The following is a 16,507-nucleotide window of genomic DNA, read 5'->3' on the forward strand; positions in this document are numbered from 1 at the left end:
AAAAAGGAGTGACTCAATATGAAACTGTTGTCCATCGAACCGACGCCGAGTCCAAACGTCATGAAGCTGAATGTAGACGAGCGTTTGCCGGATGGGGTCCAACATGTCTATACAAAGAAAGATGCGAGTAAAGCACCAGAACTCATGAACAAGCTCTTGGAGATCGAAGGGGTTACTTCCATTTTTCATACGGCAGATTTTCTCGCGCTGGAGCGAAAATCTAATGCAGACTGGCAGCGTATTTTGACAGTCGCGCGCGAGGTTTTGCAAGCAGGTGGAGGAGCGGCTGTTCCTGACATGTCTGCGGAGGAAGCGGGGGCATTTGGAGAGGCGCAAGTGTACGTTCAAATGTTCCGCGGTGTACCGATGCAGGTCAAGGTGACCATGGGAACAGAACAGATTCGTGCAGCCCTGCCAGAGCGTTTTGGACAGGCAGCCGTGCGTGCAGGCTCTGCTTCGCCCAACCTTATTATGGAGCGAAAATGGGTCGAGCATGGCGTGCGTTACGGCGATTTGCGTGAGATTGGTGAAGAGGTCGCATTGGAAGTCGATGCCTCCTATCCGGAGAGTCGTGTAGAAGAAATCGTGGAACAGGCCATGGCGCTTGGTCCCGGGGAAACCCCAGAGCCAGTCGTGCGTGAAAAGAAAGTCGTTACGCTGGAGATGCTCGATGATCCGGATTGGCAAAAAAGATATGAAGTGCTGGATCGAATGGAGCCTACCGAAGAGGATTTGCCTGTTTTGGAAAAAGCGCTTCGTGATGGCAAACCGTCGATTCGCAGGCTGGCGGTTGTATATCTGGGCATGATCGGCGGCGATGATGTTTTCCCGCTGTTGTTTGAAGCGCTCCGCGATGATTCCGTCTCTGTACGACGCACAGCGGGCGATACCTTGTCTGACTTAGGCGACACGCGCGCGATTCTACCGATGTGTGAAGCGTTGAAGGATAAAAACAAGCTGGTACGCTGGCGCGCTGCTCGCTACTTGTTTGAGGTGGGGGATGAAACCGCCTTGGACGCTTTGCGTGCTGCACAGAATGATCCCGAGTTCGAGGTCAGCTTGCAAGTCCAAATGGCCGTGCAGCGCATTGAAAGCGGCGAGGCGGCTAGCGGTACCGTTTGGCAGCAAATGACTCGCCGAAACGATTAATTCGCTGCTTGCAATGACGCAAGAGCCCTCTATCAAGCAGATAACTGCTATAGAGGGCTTTTTTGTCGTGTTTTCATTGGCTGGATATACGGCGAATAGCGGGGCATACTGCTTCAAGAAGAGCGGTAAACAAGTTGGTTCATTAGGTAAATATTGGTATAAGTCAGTATAAAAATAGACACAGTCCAATAATAGTTGACTTCCACCTTATCCATCCCTTAGACTAGGATAGGGTTTAGCTTATGTATTCAACATCGCTAGTGCGTAGGGGAGATTGTGTATGACAACCAATCACTATGACGTTGTTATTGTAGGTGGGGGACTTGCTGGTCTTTCCAGTGCCGCCTACCTGTCGTCGAAAGGCAAAAAAGTTGCAGTTTTGGAACGCGGTCAATTGGGTGGACGTGCCGTTACACTGAAGATCAAAGGATTTAACTTCAACTTCGGTGCCCACGCCATTTATGCTCGCGACAGCTCCGTTTTGAGAACGTTTGAAAAAGAATTGGGTCTGAACATCGATTGGCAGGATTTCAATCCGACGAAAGCCAAGTACGATATTGGTAGCGATCTGACTGCAGTTCCGGCGAATGTACAAGGACTTTTCCAAACGAAGCTCTTAAAAGGCATGGACAAAGTATTGTTCACGTTTGAGATTTTGAAAACGATGCTAAAAATGGAGAAAGGCCATCCACATATGTCGATTCAAAAGTGGATGGAGAAAAAGCAAGTCAACGAAGAAGTGCGAGAAATGATGTTGACGCTTGCATCTTCTAACTTCTTCACACGTGAGCCTGAAAAGATTCCTTCTGACGTATTCTTTGCGTACTACAGTCGTTTGTTTACAACGAATAAACCGGTAGCGTATATCGGTGGTGGTTGGCAAGCGTTGATCAATGAATTCGTACGTATCATTGAAGCAAATCAAGGTACGATTCTGATCAAAACCAAAGTAGAGAAGTTCCAAGTAGAGAATGATCGTGTGGTTGGAGTGGTGACACCGGAGGGCGAATTTACGGCGGATGAGTTTATTTGCTGTATTCCGCCGAAGGAGATGGCGAAGGTCTTTGCGGAGACGCGCCTGGAGCATGCGGTTGCACAGCATGCTGAATACGAGCCAACGGTTGTTATGGTGTATGACATTGGCTTGAAAGAGCGAATTGACGTACCGTACTCTTACATCTACGAAAAAGCAAACAATATTTTCATTACCGATATTTCGTATTATGACCGTACTTGTGTACCTGAAGGCGGACAGCTGCTGCAGGCGACTGCTTACATGCGTCAGGATGAAGTAGGGAACAAGGAAGCGGCCGAAATCCGCAAACAAGAGATTGAAAACCTGTATGACAAGCATTTCCCAGGCTGGCGTGAGCAACTGGTTGTGCCGCGTGTTTCTGCTCGTGCAGTCGTACAGGAGATCAAGTGGACCATGAATCAGAAGCCAATGCCGATCTTCATGCCAGATTACCGCAACCTGTTCTTCGCGGGTGACTGGTGTGAAGGACAAGGTCAGCTGTCTGAGCTGTCTTTCTCTAGCGCGATGAACGTTGCCAAGCTGATTTTGGAAAAAGAATAAGTCGATGACGAGCGGGTGTTCCTTGAAGAAAGGAATGCCTGCTTGTTTTTTCTCATGCAAAGTTACATAGAAAAAAGCCCGCCAATGGAGATGGCAGGCCACATGGATTATGCTTTCTGACTATATACGTGATAAACGAGATTGCCGATTTGCGCCATGACGTCGGCAGCATCCTTTTGCTCGAGTCCCTTGTTTAAAATGGACAAGGTGACAGCATGAGAACCGATGTAGAGGATGCCGACATCATGCGTGATTTTGGTCACAGAGCCAGTCTTGTTGGCGAATTCCCATTTCGGAATCATCCCGATCACATCACCGTCTGGGTCAGGCAAAAGGAAGGGGATGCGGTCACGGTGCTGCTGAGTCTTCAAGATGGCGACCATTTTCAAACAGCTGTCGTAGGAGATCACTTTTCCTGTTGCCAAGTATCGGAGGTGGCTTCCCATGTCTTTTGCCGTCACCTCATTGTATCCTTCTAATTCGGCTGGGATGACCATGAGCTTATTGTAGAAGTGACTGTTTGTCATTTCTGTTTTCTGCATCGCGTTGCGAATGCTCTCTGTTCCGACGAGATCAATCATTATGTTCGTCGCTGTATTGTCGCTTTGGATGATCATCAGGGTAACCAGATCGCGAATCGTAAATTCAGTGCCGGGAGTCATATGCTGAAGAACACCTGCACCGCCAACGAGATCCTCTGCACGCAGCTTGATTTTGTCCTCTAAGGCAAACTTGCCTGCGTACGCCTCTGCAAAAACAGCTGTCATGATCGGGACTTTGATCACACTGGCTGCATAAAAGCGTTGAACTTCGTTGATGGATAAGGTTTCACCGGTTTGTAAATCTTCGAAAAAGATTCCCCATTCCCCTCCTGCGTCCTTAATCAGGCTGGATATTTGGGCAAAAAGACTGGATAACATGTAGACCCATCTCCTTTTGTTTCGATGTAGACAAAATTTTCTCAAGATAATATTATTTAGTCATGCTCCTAACAATCAAGAAGAATTATTCCTAAGATGGGGGTTTTGCTGTTGCAAAAGTGGAAGAAACTATCATTTTGTGCTGTTCTGTTAACCAGTTTAGCGTTCGCTGGTTGTGGAACACCGCAAGCAAGCACCACGGGGGAGACGACAGGTGCAAAGCAGGAGCAGAGTAGCGCCCCTCAAACAATGCAGGTCAACCTGAATTCTGGTGAGCCAAGCACGATCGACCCTGGACTGGCAGAAGATATCCCTTCGATGTCTGTTGCCCGTGCAGCATTTGATGGCCTCCTGCGCTTGAATGAAAAAGGCGAGCTGAAAGAGGCGGTCGCAGAGAAGTACGAGGTTTCCGCTGATGGTCTCACGTACACCTTTCATCTGCGGGAGTCCAAATGGACCAATGGAGATCCGGTTACCGCTCATGACTTCGAGTACGCATGGAAACGGGTTCTTGACCCGAAAACCGCATCCGGTTACGCGTACCAGATGTACTATTTGAAAAATGGGCAAGCCTTTAACGCCAACAAGGCAAAAGCCGAAGATGTCGGCGTGAAGGCAACCGACGACAAGACATTGGTTGTTACACTGGAAAACCCTGCACCGTTTTTCCCGGAACTGGTTGCATCTGTCACCTATTTCCCGGTTAACAAAAAAGCGGTTGAGGGCAACAAAGAGTGGGCTTCTAAGCCAGAGACGTACATGACAAACGGGCCATTCACCTTGAAAAATTGGGAGCACAAATCAAAGATCGAATTCGAGAAGAGCGATTCTTACTGGGATAAGGACGCTGTCAAATTGTCCACGCTGACCTTGAACATGATCGAGGATGCCAATACGGAGCTGTCGATGTTTGAAAAAGGTGACCTGGATTGGGCAGGCTCACCATTGGGCGATTTGCCACTGGATGCGCTGGATGCTCTGAAAGAATCCGGAAAGATGCAAGCTCAAGCGACAGCAGGTACGTACTGGTACATTTTCAATACGACGCAAAAGCCGTTTGATAACAAAAAGATTCGTCAGGCGTTTGCTACGGCAGTCAATCGTCAGGAAATCTCCGATAATGTCGTACCATACAAGAGCACGCCAGCGACGGGGATTCTCCCGCCAACCATGGCACTTACACCAGAGGGCTACATCAAAGACGGCAATGTAGAGACCGCGAAGAAGCTCTTGGCAGAAGGCATGCAAGAAGCGGGGATCAAAGAGTTGCCACCGATCACGATTGCATACAATACGTCAGAGGTCAATTCACGTATTGCGACAGTCATTCAGGATCAATGGCGCAAAGCATTTGGCATCGAAGTCAAACTGGTTAACAAAGAGAACAAGGTTCACCGCGAGGACATGAAGCAAGGAAACTTCACAATCGGTCGTGGTAGCTGGATTGGCGATTTCAACGATCCGATTAACTTCCTGGAAGTCTTCAAGGGTGGACTGAATACATCCAAATGGGAAAACAAGGAATTCATCGATTTGCTCGCGCAATCTGCCAAAGAAGGGGATGTAGCGAAGCGTAAGGAAATCCTCAAGAAAGCTGAACAAATCGTCATGGATGAAATGCCTGCGTTGCCAATCTACTATTTCACCTATGCGTGGGTGAAGCAGGATAGCGTAAAAGATGTGGTGGTAGATGCACTCGGGTTCATCGACTTCAAGTACGCTTCCAATCAAAAGTAATCATGAGTCTATGAAGGAGTGACTGGCGTGCGTCCGATCATTGGTGTGGCATGTACGAAAATGTATTTTCCGAAGAACGATCTCGACCAGTTTTTCTATGTAGGTTCAGGCTATGTGAACGGAATTGCGCGCAGTGGCGGTACTCCACTGATCTTGCCACTGCTGACGATTCAGGAAGCTCCGTTTCGTGAGATGATCGAATCCCTGGACGGCTTGATTTTGTCCGGTGGTGAAGATCCGTCGCCGCATTTGTACGGCGAAGACCCGCTGCAAGGGCTGGGCGATATCAATTACGAAAGAGACATCACAGAGCTTGAGATTATCAAGATTGCGCTGGAGCTGAAAAAGCCAATCCTGGGCATTTGTCGCGGGATGCAAATTTTGAATGTGGCGTGTGGCGGCACCCTCATTCAAGATATCCCGAGTCAAGTACCAGGAGCATTACAGCATGCGCAGAAGGGTTCACGGCAATACGGGGCGCATAAGATTACGCTGCAACCTGGCTTTGTAGCGGATGCCCTCGGAAAGACAGAGGTGCTCGTGAACACTTCTCACCACCAAGCAGTCAAAGACATAGCACCGGGCTTCAAAGTCACAGGATGCGCGGCTGATGGTGTGATTGAGGCGATGGAAAGCCTCGACGGGCTACATGTAGGTGTACAGTGGCATCCAGAACGGATGTGGGCACACGACGACGACATGTTGAAGATTGCCGAGGCATTTGTTGCCCGGGTAAAGCAGTTGAAGCTGCAAGCGACTAAATAGAATAGAAATGAGAGAAACCGTTCTGGGGTTACCCAGAGCGGTTTTTTGCATACAGGAGGGCTTTCTAATCTAGTGAAAAAGGGCGTTTCAACCAGACTGGTGCAGTACTGTAACCAAACTAAGAGGGCAATATAGGGCGATCAAAAGCAGGCGTAAAACATGAAGGTGATGGTAGAGCCTCGCGTATCGCAGCGGATACGTGGGTTTTTTCAGTGTTAGGGTGGTGAAACAAGGATAAATGACAGGCAGAATCGAACTTCACGTAAGAGAATTGATTCCGTGAGGTGAGTTTTTGAAGAAAATAATTGTTGTTATTTTGCTTTTTCTACTCGTTTTTCCACGGTTCCTCTTCACGGAGTATTTTGCAGAACGCGAAATGAAAATGATAACCACAAACTATTATCAAGCGCTTATCGATGAAGACTATGAAAAAGCATTCAACACCCTTTATCTTTATGATTTTGCGGAGGATAAGCATCCAGTTGATGGCACGACGTTAAGTGAACAAGAAGCGAAAGAATTTTACATGAAAAAGATCGCCTTCTTAAAAGCTCATCAGTACAAACTGAACGATTATGAGATCAAAAAGATTAGATACGAAGATGGGCATACCGCCTTTCTTGAAATGCAGCTTGAAGTTGAGCATGATGGACAAAAATTTCAATATGCTGAAACCGTACATATTTGGGAAGGAAAGGTATGGACTATGGGAGAGGAAGAAGATCCGTTCACAAAGTATCGGGATGGGAAAATGAATTTTCCTCTGTAAACTGAGCATAGAGGTGAGAGAAATGTTAAAGGTTGGAGACTCGGCTCCCGTCTTTACGGCGACGAGCACAAAAGGAACCATTGATCTTACAGCACACATCGGCAAAGAAAATATCGTCCTCATCTTCTATCCGGGAGATGATACCCCGATTTGTACGAAACAGCTATGTGCAGTTCAGGAGCATTACACGACAATCGAGCGAGCAAACACCGTTGTTTTTGGCGTCAATCCAGGTGGCATGAACAAGAAACGCTCGTTTGCTGATAAGTTCCGCTATGAATTTCCATTAATCGTGGATGAAGACGAATCGATTCGAAAAGCATATGATGTCGGAAAGGTTCTCGGATTGTTTTTCCAGCAACGCATCGTGTACATCATAGGCAAAAACGGAAATATCATCTACGCCAAAAAAGGCAATCCGCCGGTGTCTGAGCTGCTACAGGTAATCGAAAGCCAAGCCTAGAACGTTCTCGCTTGCGTCAATGGAGCAAAACAGGGATAATAGAAATGAGAATGTATGTTTGGTGGGTATCCCTATGAAAAAAATTCTTCACTTGGATATTGACGCATTTTTCGCGAGTGTAGAGCAGTTAGATCGCCCCGAATTGCGGGGCAAGCCAGTCATTGTCGGGGGAACTGGCAATCGCGGTGTCGTATCGACTTGCAGCTACGAAGCTCGAAAGTTCGGTGTTCGCTCCGCAATGCCTGTCGCCATGGCGAGGAAAAAATGTCCGCAAGGCTTTTATTTGCCTGTCCGCTATAGCCGTTATATCGAAAAATCTGCTGAAGTCAGACAGATATTTACTTCTTATACAGAGCGTTATCAAACAGTGGGTCTAGACGAGGCTTATTTAGATGTGTCCCACTATGAGAATGCGGTGCCCATCGCCCGCGATATCAAGAGGCGAATCAAACGGGAGACCGGACTTACTTGCAGCATTGGACTTTCCTACAATATGTCGTTGGCTAAGATTGCCAGTGACTTGAAAAAGCCGGATGCCTTTGTAATCATTCGACCTGAGCAGGCTTTGGATGTACTGCGGTCGTTGCCAATTGGCACCTTGCATGGAGTCGGCAAAAAGTCGCAGGAGCTGCTCGCGAAAAAGGGGATTGAGACGGTAGAGGATTTTTGGCGACTTACGCTCGATGAGGCTACTACCTTATTTGGGAAGTTCGGTCGTTCCCTCTATTACCGGGCGAGAGGAGAAGACAATCGCGAAATCGAAATGGACCGCGCGCCGAAATCATCGAGCCGCGAAACGACACTGCCCTTTGATTTGTTTGACAGGGATGCGATTGCTCCGATTGCCACCTCCCTTTTGCGTGAGGTCGAAGAGGACATCCGCGAGGAAGGGGTCGAGCCTCAGACGATAACGCTCAAAATTAAGTACGCGGACTTTACCCAGCGGACCAAGCAGCTCAAGGCTGTAGCCGGGGCCAATTGGCAGGATTTGTTGGACGATCTACTCGACGCCTTTGACTATACAGCGGGCGTTCGATTGGTGGGCGTTGGCTTTTCGAATTTTGCCGAGCAGCAAGGGGAGCGGTACGAACAGCTCTCAATGTTTTCGTGGAAGCTGGGGAAGTAAGGGAGGGAGAGCCGTGGAGACAGAGAATGCCTTTCATTGCTGTGCGACCTGTATTCATTTTCGCGTAGAGAAAGGGACGGGAGGAGTCAGCTATCGATGTTCTCGTCTAACCTACGAGACACGTCCGGACTATCGATTCCAATGCTGGACTCCGACAGAGAAGGTCAAGCGACTGATGGAAGCGCGTAAAAGGCAACGATAGCGACAAAAAGAGGCACCCCCTACGTCAGTTTCGACAGAGGGGGTGCCTTTTCTATTCATGTGTCAGGTCGAGGACCATCACTTCCTCCGGACCATCCATTTCGCCATTTGAGGAAAAGCCGATCGCCTCATACAGCTTGCGAGCGAACTCGTTTTCAGGATGAATACTCAAGTAAATGCGCGTACAGCTGTAGCGTCTGCACATTTCTTCAACGAGCATGCGCAGGAACCTTTTGGCGTACCCCTTACCCTGATGGCTACCATCAATCATAAAGCGATCCAGCCAAATTCGGCCATTCTCTACTTCGATTCCATGCATGGCATAACCGATAGCGATGTCCTTGTCATACAGACCGCATGATATCCATTCCGGTTCAAAACCTGATTGGGCGATGGAAAAAGCGTTGCTCTCGATAAAGGAGTGTTGACCTTCCGTTACAGTCAAGCAGGCTATTTGGCGCCAATTTTCTTTCGTAATTTCACGAATAGACAAGCTCAAAATTTCATCTCGCTTTCATTGGTGATGAAACTGGCGGATTTGCTTGCTTTTAATTGGACAAAAAGTAAAATGCCGAAGCCAAGGATGGATGCTGCCACGATCAGGAGGGCAGAGGATACTGGTAGTAAATCCGTCAAAATTCCCCCAGCCAGTGGGCCTGCAACCATTCCGATTCCGTGAAACATATTAAAGAGAGAGTATGCCGTGCCGTATGCGCCGCTTCCCCCTTGGTCAATGATGGCCCCCAGTGTAGCCAAGGTAGGCGATAAGGTAAAGCCAATACTAGCCCCGACCAATGCCATTGCGAGCATTGCCTGCCAGAGGGAGTCCGCCCACGCCAAAAATGGCAGAAACACAGCCAGCGTAATGATTCCGACAAACATGAGCTTATACGGATTCATGCGGCTGGAAAGAGAGCCGGCAACTGGGGCGATCAGTCCGTATGCGAGTGTCATGACCCCAAACAAAAGACCAATCGTTGTCGGCGTCATGTTGAGTTTCTCTGTAAAAAATACGGGCAACGTCGGTTCAAGCAAACAAAGGGAAATCTCAGCCAACATGACGATTCCAGCAATAAAGATGACTTGCGGATTGCGAATGAATCCACCGACATGAAGCTTTTCACTGACAGTTCTCGTCGTGTCTTCCTTCAAGAACAAGTAGACCAGCACAATGTTGATCACGGTAAAGGCTGCTGCTGCCAAGAAAGGCATGCGATGGTCACTGATTTCAAACAACCATCCGCCAATCGGCGCTCCAAGCAATGTACCGGTCGAAATCGCCGTCAATGCAATTCCCATTACAGTTCCGCGCATTTTGGATGGGAACAAATCCGCCAAGAGGGCAAGGGCAGTTGGCCATGTAGCCGCAGCAGCTATACCTTGAACAAAACGAGCGGTAATCAACATGGCCATTGTCTCAGAGAAAGCAAACAATAACGTGGAAGCGGCGAGACCGAGCAAGCCGATCAAAAGCAGGGTCCGTCTGCCGATCCGATCGGATATCGGCCCGAAAATAGGGGTGGCAATGAGCATTGCGATGGCATAGCTGCTAAACAGCACGCCCATCATGGTGGAGGAAGGCTGCAGCGCTTCCGTAAAATAAGGAACAATCGGAATCAACAAGCTGTACAACAGCATATCGATGAAAAGGATCAGGATGACAAACAGAAGTCCTATTCGTTGTTGTTTGGTCATTTTTGTAAAGATGGACATGATGGAACACCTCTTAACTATAAAAACTATTTTTGTTTTATCGGTTTTCTTGCGAAAAACGATATCGTGGCCTACCAAAGTTAGTGGAATGACCACGAGCCATTTGTTACCTTTTATTCGCTGGTACCAATCCAAACAAGAGGACATCTACAATAGCGGAAAGCGCCTCTGTAACTGTAATCTGGTTTTTCATGTAAAAACGTTGGTCGAGTGTAGAATTCAGGGCATCGACAATGACCTTCAGCATGAGCGTGACGTCCATATTGACGATGAGTCCTTCTCGAATCGCTTGCTCGAGAAGGACGCGAAGCGTCTGCCAATCCTCGGATAGAGAAGCCTCGACTTGGGCATATTGCTCAGGATAATATCGCTTCATCTGTTCGAGGATGCGCAAATCATAAAATTCATAGTGTGTCGGTAAAACCATCATGACGCCTTTGATTTTATGGATAAGAGAGAGACTGTCATCTGCGAGAATTTGCTGTGTTTTTTCATCGCCCTCTTCAAAGGACTGTTGAATGATTGTTTCCAGAATTTCTACCTTAGATGAGAAGTGCTCGTATAACGTGCGTTTGCTGATCCCGAGCCGCTTCGCCAAATCATCCATGGAAAATTTCATGCCTTTATCGCGAATCTCTTCAATAAAACCTTTCATGATCCGGTTTTTAATTGCAATCGACCCCCAGTCAAAACAACCTAGTAGAAAACCGAAAAAACAAAAACAGTTTCCTCAGTAACGTCATTTTACACAGGATGACAGAGCAATGCAAGCAGTGATCATGCTTTTTGTTTTGCAACCAAGTGGTCGATTATGGTATAGTAGGTGCCGAAATCGCGGTTGATTGCTTCACATCATTTGGAGGTGCCCCGTGTTTTTAGAGAAGCTGATGCCTAGTCAGTTCGTCGAATCAATCCATCACATTGACATAGATCAATTGAAACGAAATAACATCCGTGCGGTGATTACAGACTTGGATAATACCTTGGTGGAATGGGACAGGCCACATGCAACCGAGGAGGTCATCAACTGGCTTGCTCGCATGCATGAGGCAGGCATACAGGTCACTGTTGTCTCCAACAACAACAAGGAGCGTGTAGACCGCTTCTGTGCCCCATTAGATCTCGGGTTTATTTATGCGGCCAAAAAGCCGACAAACCGTGCCTTTTTGCAGGCAGTGCGGCAGATGAATGTAACCATCGCTGAGACTGTTGTCATTGGCGATCAATTGTTTACCGATGTGCTGGGAGGGAATCGATTAGGATTTCATACGATCCTGGTTGTTCCTGTGGCCCAGACGGATGGTTTTTGGACGCGCTTTAATCGTCAGATGGAGCGTGTGGCCCTTATTTGGATGGAGAGGAAAGGAATGGTTTCGTGGAGGAGAAAAGCATGACGGAACAAATGCATGGCTCTTGTGCTGGATGTGGGATTGCCATTCAGACAGCAGATGCAAAAAAGCCTGGCTATGCACCTGAATCCGCGCTTGGCAGAAAGGTAGTCATTTGCCAGCGTTGTTATCGCATCAAGCATTATAATGAAGTAGCTCCCGTAGGAATGGGCGATGACGATTTCCTCAAGATTTTGGATGGCATCGGTTCTACGGAGTCTCTTGTCGTAATGGTAGTCGATATTTTTGACTTCCAAGGCTCCTGGCTCAAGGGTTTACCACGCTTTGTCGGGAAAAATCCGATTTTGCTCGTGGGTAACAAGGTCGATCTGCTGCCGAGAAACATCAACCTGAACCGCGTGCGCAACTGGATGCAGCACGAAGCAAAAGAACGCGGACTGCGCCCAGAGGATGTCGTACTTATCAGCGCGCAAAAAGGGCTTCATATCGATGAACTGTTGAATCGCATTGGAGAGCTGCGCAAAGGTCGAGATGTTTACATCGTCGGTGTAACCAACGTAGGAAAGTCGACCATGATCAACCGCATCTTGCATGACTACGGTGCGGCTGAGCTGGAGATTACGACTTCGCCGTTCCCAGGTACGACGCTGGACAAAATCGAGATTCCGCTCGAGGATGGCCGTTCCATTTTTGATACACCGGGAATCATTAATCGCGACCAGATTGGACATATGGTATCCCCGACTGATCTGCGAAAAATTACCCCGACCAGCCGGATTAACTCCAAGGTGTATCAGCTCGATGCTGGACAATCACTCTTTTTGGGTGGTCTAGCCCGTATCGACTTCGCACGTGGAGAGAGACAGCCGTTGATCGTCTATGTCGACAACGACCTGTACATCCACCGGACGAAGCTGGAGAAAGCAGACGAGGTGATGCAAAAGCACCATGGAACCCTGCTGGTACCGCCAACAGGGGAGGAAGCTGCGAAAGCACTTCCACCATTTGTGAAGCACACCTTTAAAATCAACAAGTCCACCACGACGACTGACATCGTAATTTCCGGTTTGGGCTGGGTCAGCATCCAAGGAAAACACGAAGCAAGTGTTGTCGTGCATGCACCTAAAGGCGTAAGTGTTGGGATGCGCAAAGGGCTGATCTAGCTTAAGCAAGAAAAGTCGAGTTAGCCTTGCCCCTTGCCATATGCTATAGAGAGACGTCCGGGGAGGAAAAGCTCCATGATTACAAGCAAAACACAACTGGTTGGCCTGTTTGGACATCCAGTTTCCCACTCGCAATCACCGATGATGCACAATACAGCTTTTTCAGAGACCGGGTTGGGGTTTGCCTATGCTGCGTTCGATGTTGAACCGGAAAATCTGGAAGATGCAGTCGCGGGTATTCGCGCGTTAGGCTTGAAAGGGATTAACGTCACGATCCCCCACAAGGTTGCTATCATGCCGATGCTGGATGAAATCGATCCGCTCGCCAAACGAATCGGCGCCGTCAATACCGTCGTTTCTCGTGATGGACGCTTGATTGGCTACAACACAGATGGTATGGGCTATGTTCGTTCGCTTGTGGAAGAGACGGGAATCGTTCTTGAAAAGCAAGTGGTAACCATGGTAGGGGCTGGAGGCGCAGCGCGTGCAGTGGCGTTTACCTTGGCTGAACAAGGAGTCAAGGAAATTCGCATCATCAATCGTTCCCGGGAAAGAGCCGCGGTATTGGCTGAGCATGTCGGGACGATTGTACCTACGAAAATCGTAGAACAGGGCGAAGGGGCAGCTGCCATCGCAGACTCTTCGCTGTTGATCAATACGACATCGATCGGAATGCTGCCAAACGTACAGGAGACACCTGTGCCAGCAGAATGGCTTCATTCTGGTTTAACCGTTAGCGATCTGATTTATAACCCCCTCGAAACGCGTCTGCTCAAAGAAGCGCGTGCCATCGGTGCCACTGTTCATTCCGGAATCGGCATGTTCGTGAATCAAGGTGCACTAGCTTTTGAGCTGTGGACGGGCGAACGAGCACCAACTGGGGTTATGCGTGAGGTCGTCTTGCAACAATTAAAGAAAACAACCTGATTTTGCAGGATGAAAAAGGAGGCATTGCCGATGTTGACCGGCAAGCAAAAGCGCTTTTTGCGCGCAGAAGCACATCATCTCACCCCGATTTTCCAAGTAGGAAAAGGCGGCGTAAACGAGAATATGATCACTCAGATCAAAGAAGCGTTGGAAGTACGTGAATTGATCAAGGTAGCGATTTTGCAAAACAATAACGACGATAAACATCAAGTGGCAGAAGATCTGGCAGCAGGTGCTGGAGCAGAGCTCGTGCAGTTGATCGGCCATACGGTTGTCTTGTACAAAGAGTCCCGGGAGAACAAGACGATCAAGCTGCCATAAGTGATCTGCATGCAATGAGACAGCCAATCAAGCAAGTAGGGATCATGGGAGGAACGTTTGACCCGATTCATTGCGGGCACTTGCTGGCGGCTGAACAAGCCAGAGAGCAAGCGGGCCTGGATGAAGTCTGGTTTATGCCTACACACGTTCCACCGCACAAAAAGAGAGAGAGTCTGACGCTGGCGAATCACCGCTTGCAAATGGTTCAGCTCGCCGTGTCTGATCACGAGGTGTTTCGTGTAACAGATGTGGAGTTCGCAAGAGAAGGTCCATCGTACACCTATGACACGATGATTCAGCTCATCAGGCAGTTCCCAGATTGCCGTTTTTCTTTTATCATGGGAGGAGATATGGTAAAAATCTTGCCCAAATGGTACCAGTACCAAGAGCTGATTCATATGGTACGCTTTATAGGTCTAGCGAGGCCTGGAACCGAACTAGATCAAGAATCGAGCGAGGATGTCACATTTGTGGAGATGCCTGTTTGGGACATTTCCTCCACGATGATTCGCGAGAAGGCAGCTGCCAGGAAAAGCATTCGTTATCTTGTACCTGATGCCGTGGAGCGCTATATAAAGGAGAACCGAATCTATGAGACTTTTGGATAATCGGGAAGAGCTTCTCGTTCGCGTACGGCAACAAATGCATGAAAAACGCTACATGCACACGCTTGGGGTGGCTGCGTCAGCTCGCGAGCTGGCAGAGAGATTCGGGGCTGATCCTGACAAAGCCGAGCTTGCTGGACTGTTGCACGATTACTGTAAGTGCTGGCCTGTGGAAAAAATGTTCGAGATTCTCGTTCGCCACGATATGCCTACAGAGCTTTTGGAAGGGGAAAAAGAGCTGTGGCATGCCTTTGCAGCAGCTATTGTGATCCAGACTGATCTAGGTGTGACGGATGCAGATATTTTACAAGCTGTTCGCTACCATACAACGGGTCGGGCTGGCATGTCCCTGTTAGAAAAAGTCGTCTGTGTGGCAGACTATATAGAACCAAACCGGGTTTACCCGGGTGTCGATTTTATTCGCGGCAAAGCCATGCTTGATTTGGATGCCGCCCTGGCACTCGCCTTGGGAGGCACGATTCAATTTTTGATAGAGAAGCAAAAGACGGTTTTCCCGTTGACATTGACCGCATATAACGATTTGGTTTCCCGCAAAGGGAGAGAAGGAGGGTTTTGATGGTTAAAACAGTAGAAGATTTGGCACAGTTGGTAGTGAAGGCAGCAGAGGACAAGAAAGCAGAGAACTTGAAGGTGCTCGATATTAGAAAGCTGTCCGTGATCGCAGACTATTTCATGATTTGCCACGGAAACAACGAGCGTCAAGTACAGGCAATTGTTCGCGAAATCCGTGATCAAGCCCACAAAAACGGCTTTGACGTCCGCGGTATCGAGGGAGCAGATGAAGGTCGCTGGGTACTGGTTGATCTGGGCGATATCGTTATTCACGTTTTCCATCGCGAAGATCGCGAGTTTTACAATCTGGAGCGCCTGTGGAAGGACGCAGAGGAAGTTTTCTTCAGCGTGCAAGGGTAAGGACAGATGGCATACGCACATATGGCCGCAGTATATGACAGGCTGATGGCGGATACTCCGTATGACCAGTGGCTCGATTGGGTCGAGCGTCATTGGACAAAGGGAGAGAAGCCTGTGCGGGTCATTGATCTTGGCTGTGGGACTGGCACGATTGCGATCCCACTCGCCAAGCGGGGATACCGTGTTACGGGCGTGGATCTCTCAACAGAAATGCTTGCGATCGCCTATGACAAAATGAGGCAGGAACAAGTGGATGTAGCGTGGGTCGAGCAGGATATGCGCGAGCTGTCCTTGCCCGAAGCGGATGCGGTCATCTCCTTGTGTGATTCATTGAGCTATCTTACAGAGGAAGCGGATGTGCAGGAAACGTTCAAGCGCGTTTTCGCTCATCTCGCGCCCGGTGGGAGCTTTCTGTTTGATGTGCACAGTCCGTACAAGATGCTGCACATTTTCGGAGACGAGACATTCACACATGTAGAAGATGAAGTTTCGTACATTTGGCAATGTTTTTGCGACCCGCTGCGACTGGAGGTAGAGCATCAGTTAACGTTTTTCATTCGTCAGCCAAACGGATTGTACGAGCGGATGGAAGAAGAGCATTGGCAACGGGCTTACCAGCCTGTCCAACTGATGCGCTGGCTGACAGATGCCGGCTTCACAGACATTGTCATCACCGCTGATTACTCGGATATGCCGCCACAAGAAACGAGTGAGCGCCTATTTTTTTCAGCCCGCAAGCCGAAAAGTTTGACATGATTGGTTCGGATTGACTATAATGGCGTTATAACTA

At 48.6% G+C, this 16,507-nt stretch carries 20 protein-coding genes; 16 read left to right on the forward strand and 4 right to left on the reverse strand.

Going from position 1 to position 16,507, the window contains the following annotated elements; genetic code table 11:
• The first annotated feature begins 18 nt into the window (after positions 1-18).
• Positions 19-1,149 carry a virulence factor gene (locus HP398_RS10105; RefSeq protein ID WP_173622493.1) on the forward strand — a complete coding sequence of 377 codons (1,131 nt, stop codon included), beginning with the start codon at positions 19-21 and terminating at the stop codon, positions 1,147-1,149.
• Positions 1,150-1,429: 280 nt separating this feature from the next.
• Positions 1,430-2,725: a phytoene desaturase family protein gene (locus HP398_RS10110; RefSeq protein WP_017247658.1), complete on the forward strand. Its 1,296-nt coding sequence runs from the start codon at positions 1,430-1,432 to the stop codon at positions 2,723-2,725.
• Between the two features lie 107 nt (positions 2,726-2,832).
• On the opposite strand, the gene HP398_RS10115 is transcribed toward HP398_RS10110, so the two are convergent.
• Positions 2,833-3,645: a serine hydrolase gene (locus HP398_RS10115; RefSeq protein ID WP_173622494.1), complete on the reverse strand. Its 813-nt coding sequence runs from the start codon at positions 3,643-3,645 to the stop codon at positions 2,833-2,835.
• 111 nt (positions 3,646-3,756) lie between these two features.
• On the opposite strand from HP398_RS10115, the gene HP398_RS10120 reads away from it, so the two are divergent.
• The 6 genes from HP398_RS10120 to HP398_RS10145 all read left to right on the forward strand — a co-directional run bounded on the left by HP398_RS10120 (position 3,757) and on the right by HP398_RS10145 (position 8,707).
• Complete coding sequence (locus HP398_RS10120) at positions 3,757-5,382, forward strand: peptide ABC transporter substrate-binding protein (protein WP_173622495.1); 1,626 nt, start codon at positions 3,757-3,759, stop codon at positions 5,380-5,382.
• A 27-nt stretch (positions 5,383-5,409) separates the two neighbouring features.
• Positions 5,410-6,147 (forward strand): gamma-glutamyl-gamma-aminobutyrate hydrolase family protein, encoded by a 738-nt coding sequence (locus HP398_RS10125; RefSeq protein ID WP_026042981.1) that lies wholly within the window; start codon positions 5,410-5,412, stop codon positions 6,145-6,147.
• Between the two features lie 292 nt (positions 6,148-6,439).
• A complete protein-coding gene (locus tag HP398_RS10130) occupies positions 6,440-6,916 on the forward strand; it encodes a hypothetical protein (protein ID WP_173622496.1) in 477 nt (158 codons plus the stop codon).
• A gap of 22 nt (positions 6,917-6,938) precedes the next feature.
• On the forward strand, positions 6,939-7,379 hold the full coding sequence (locus HP398_RS10135; RefSeq protein ID WP_069850362.1) for a peroxiredoxin: 441 nt from the start codon (positions 6,939-6,941) through the stop codon (positions 7,377-7,379).
• A gap of 73 nt (positions 7,380-7,452) precedes the next feature.
• Entirely contained in the window at positions 7,453-8,505 is a 1,053-nt protein-coding gene (locus HP398_RS10140; protein WP_017247664.1) for a DNA polymerase IV, read from the forward strand.
• Positions 8,506-8,518: 13 nt separating this feature from the next.
• Positions 8,519-8,707: a hypothetical protein gene (locus HP398_RS10145; protein WP_173622497.1), complete on the forward strand. Its 189-nt coding sequence runs from the start codon at positions 8,519-8,521 to the stop codon at positions 8,705-8,707.
• Positions 8,708-8,758: 51 nt separating this feature from the next.
• Here the strand turns inward: HP398_RS10145 and HP398_RS10150 are convergent, their stop codons facing one another.
• The 3 genes from HP398_RS10150 to HP398_RS10160 all read right to left on the reverse strand — a co-directional run bounded on the left by HP398_RS10150 (position 8,759) and on the right by HP398_RS10160 (position 11,074).
• Positions 8,759-9,205 carry a GNAT family N-acetyltransferase gene (locus tag HP398_RS10150; RefSeq protein ID WP_017247666.1) on the reverse strand — a complete coding sequence of 149 codons (447 nt, stop codon included), beginning with the start codon at positions 9,203-9,205 and terminating at the stop codon, positions 8,759-8,761.
• Complete coding sequence (locus HP398_RS10155; protein WP_173622498.1) at positions 9,202-10,419, reverse strand: MFS transporter; 1,218 nt, start codon at positions 10,417-10,419, stop codon at positions 9,202-9,204. Before HP398_RS10155 ends, HP398_RS10150 begins: the two co-directional genes overlap by 4 nt.
• 106 nt (positions 10,420-10,525) lie before the next feature.
• On the reverse strand, positions 10,526-11,074 hold the full coding sequence (locus tag HP398_RS10160) for a TetR/AcrR family transcriptional regulator (RefSeq protein ID WP_017247668.1): 549 nt from the start codon (positions 11,072-11,074) through the stop codon (positions 10,526-10,528).
• Positions 11,075-11,288: 214 nt separating this feature from the next.
• Between HP398_RS10160 and HP398_RS10165 the strand changes: the two genes are divergently transcribed.
• The 8 genes from HP398_RS10165 to HP398_RS10200 all read left to right on the forward strand — a co-directional run bounded on the left by HP398_RS10165 (position 11,289) and on the right by HP398_RS10200 (position 16,473).
• Entirely contained in the window at positions 11,289-11,813 is a 525-nt protein-coding gene (locus tag HP398_RS10165; RefSeq protein WP_017247669.1) for a YqeG family HAD IIIA-type phosphatase, read from the forward strand.
• Complete coding sequence (gene yqeH / locus HP398_RS10170) at positions 11,810-12,931, forward strand: ribosome biogenesis GTPase YqeH (RefSeq protein ID WP_017247670.1); 1,122 nt, start codon at positions 11,810-11,812, stop codon at positions 12,929-12,931. The genes HP398_RS10165 and yqeH overlap by 4 nt, the downstream gene beginning before the upstream one ends.
• 75 nt (positions 12,932-13,006) lie before the next feature.
• The gene (locus HP398_RS10175) at positions 13,007-13,858 is read left to right on the forward strand and encodes a shikimate dehydrogenase (protein WP_069850353.1); all 852 of its coding nucleotides are present in this window, start codon (positions 13,007-13,009) and stop codon (positions 13,856-13,858) included.
• 30 nt (positions 13,859-13,888) lie between these two features.
• Positions 13,889-14,179 carry a ribosome assembly RNA-binding protein YhbY gene (gene yhbY, locus HP398_RS10180; protein ID WP_007727776.1) on the forward strand — a complete coding sequence of 97 codons (291 nt, stop codon included), beginning with the start codon at positions 13,889-13,891 and terminating at the stop codon, positions 14,177-14,179.
• A 14-nt stretch (positions 14,180-14,193) separates the two neighbouring features.
• Entirely contained in the window at positions 14,194-14,787 is a 594-nt protein-coding gene (locus tag HP398_RS10185) for a nicotinate-nucleotide adenylyltransferase (RefSeq protein ID WP_017247672.1), read from the forward strand.
• The gene (gene yqeK, locus HP398_RS10190) at positions 14,771-15,361 is read left to right on the forward strand and encodes a bis(5'-nucleosyl)-tetraphosphatase (symmetrical) YqeK (protein WP_017247673.1); all 591 of its coding nucleotides are present in this window, start codon (positions 14,771-14,773) and stop codon (positions 15,359-15,361) included. The genes HP398_RS10185 and yqeK overlap by 17 nt, the downstream gene beginning before the upstream one ends.
• Entirely contained in the window at positions 15,361-15,717 is a 357-nt protein-coding gene (gene rsfS / locus HP398_RS10195) for a ribosome silencing factor (RefSeq protein ID WP_173622499.1), read from the forward strand. The genes yqeK and rsfS overlap by 1 nt, the downstream gene beginning before the upstream one ends.
• 6 nt (positions 15,718-15,723) lie before the next feature.
• Entirely contained in the window at positions 15,724-16,473 is a 750-nt protein-coding gene (locus tag HP398_RS10200) for a class I SAM-dependent DNA methyltransferase (protein WP_173622500.1), read from the forward strand.
• The last annotated feature ends 34 nt before the right edge of the window (positions 16,474-16,507 follow it).

It is taken from the genome of Brevibacillus sp. HB1.4B (genome assembly GCF_013284285.1).
Taxonomy (GTDB): Bacteria; Bacillota; Bacilli; order Brevibacillales; family Brevibacillaceae; genus Brevibacillus; species Brevibacillus porteri.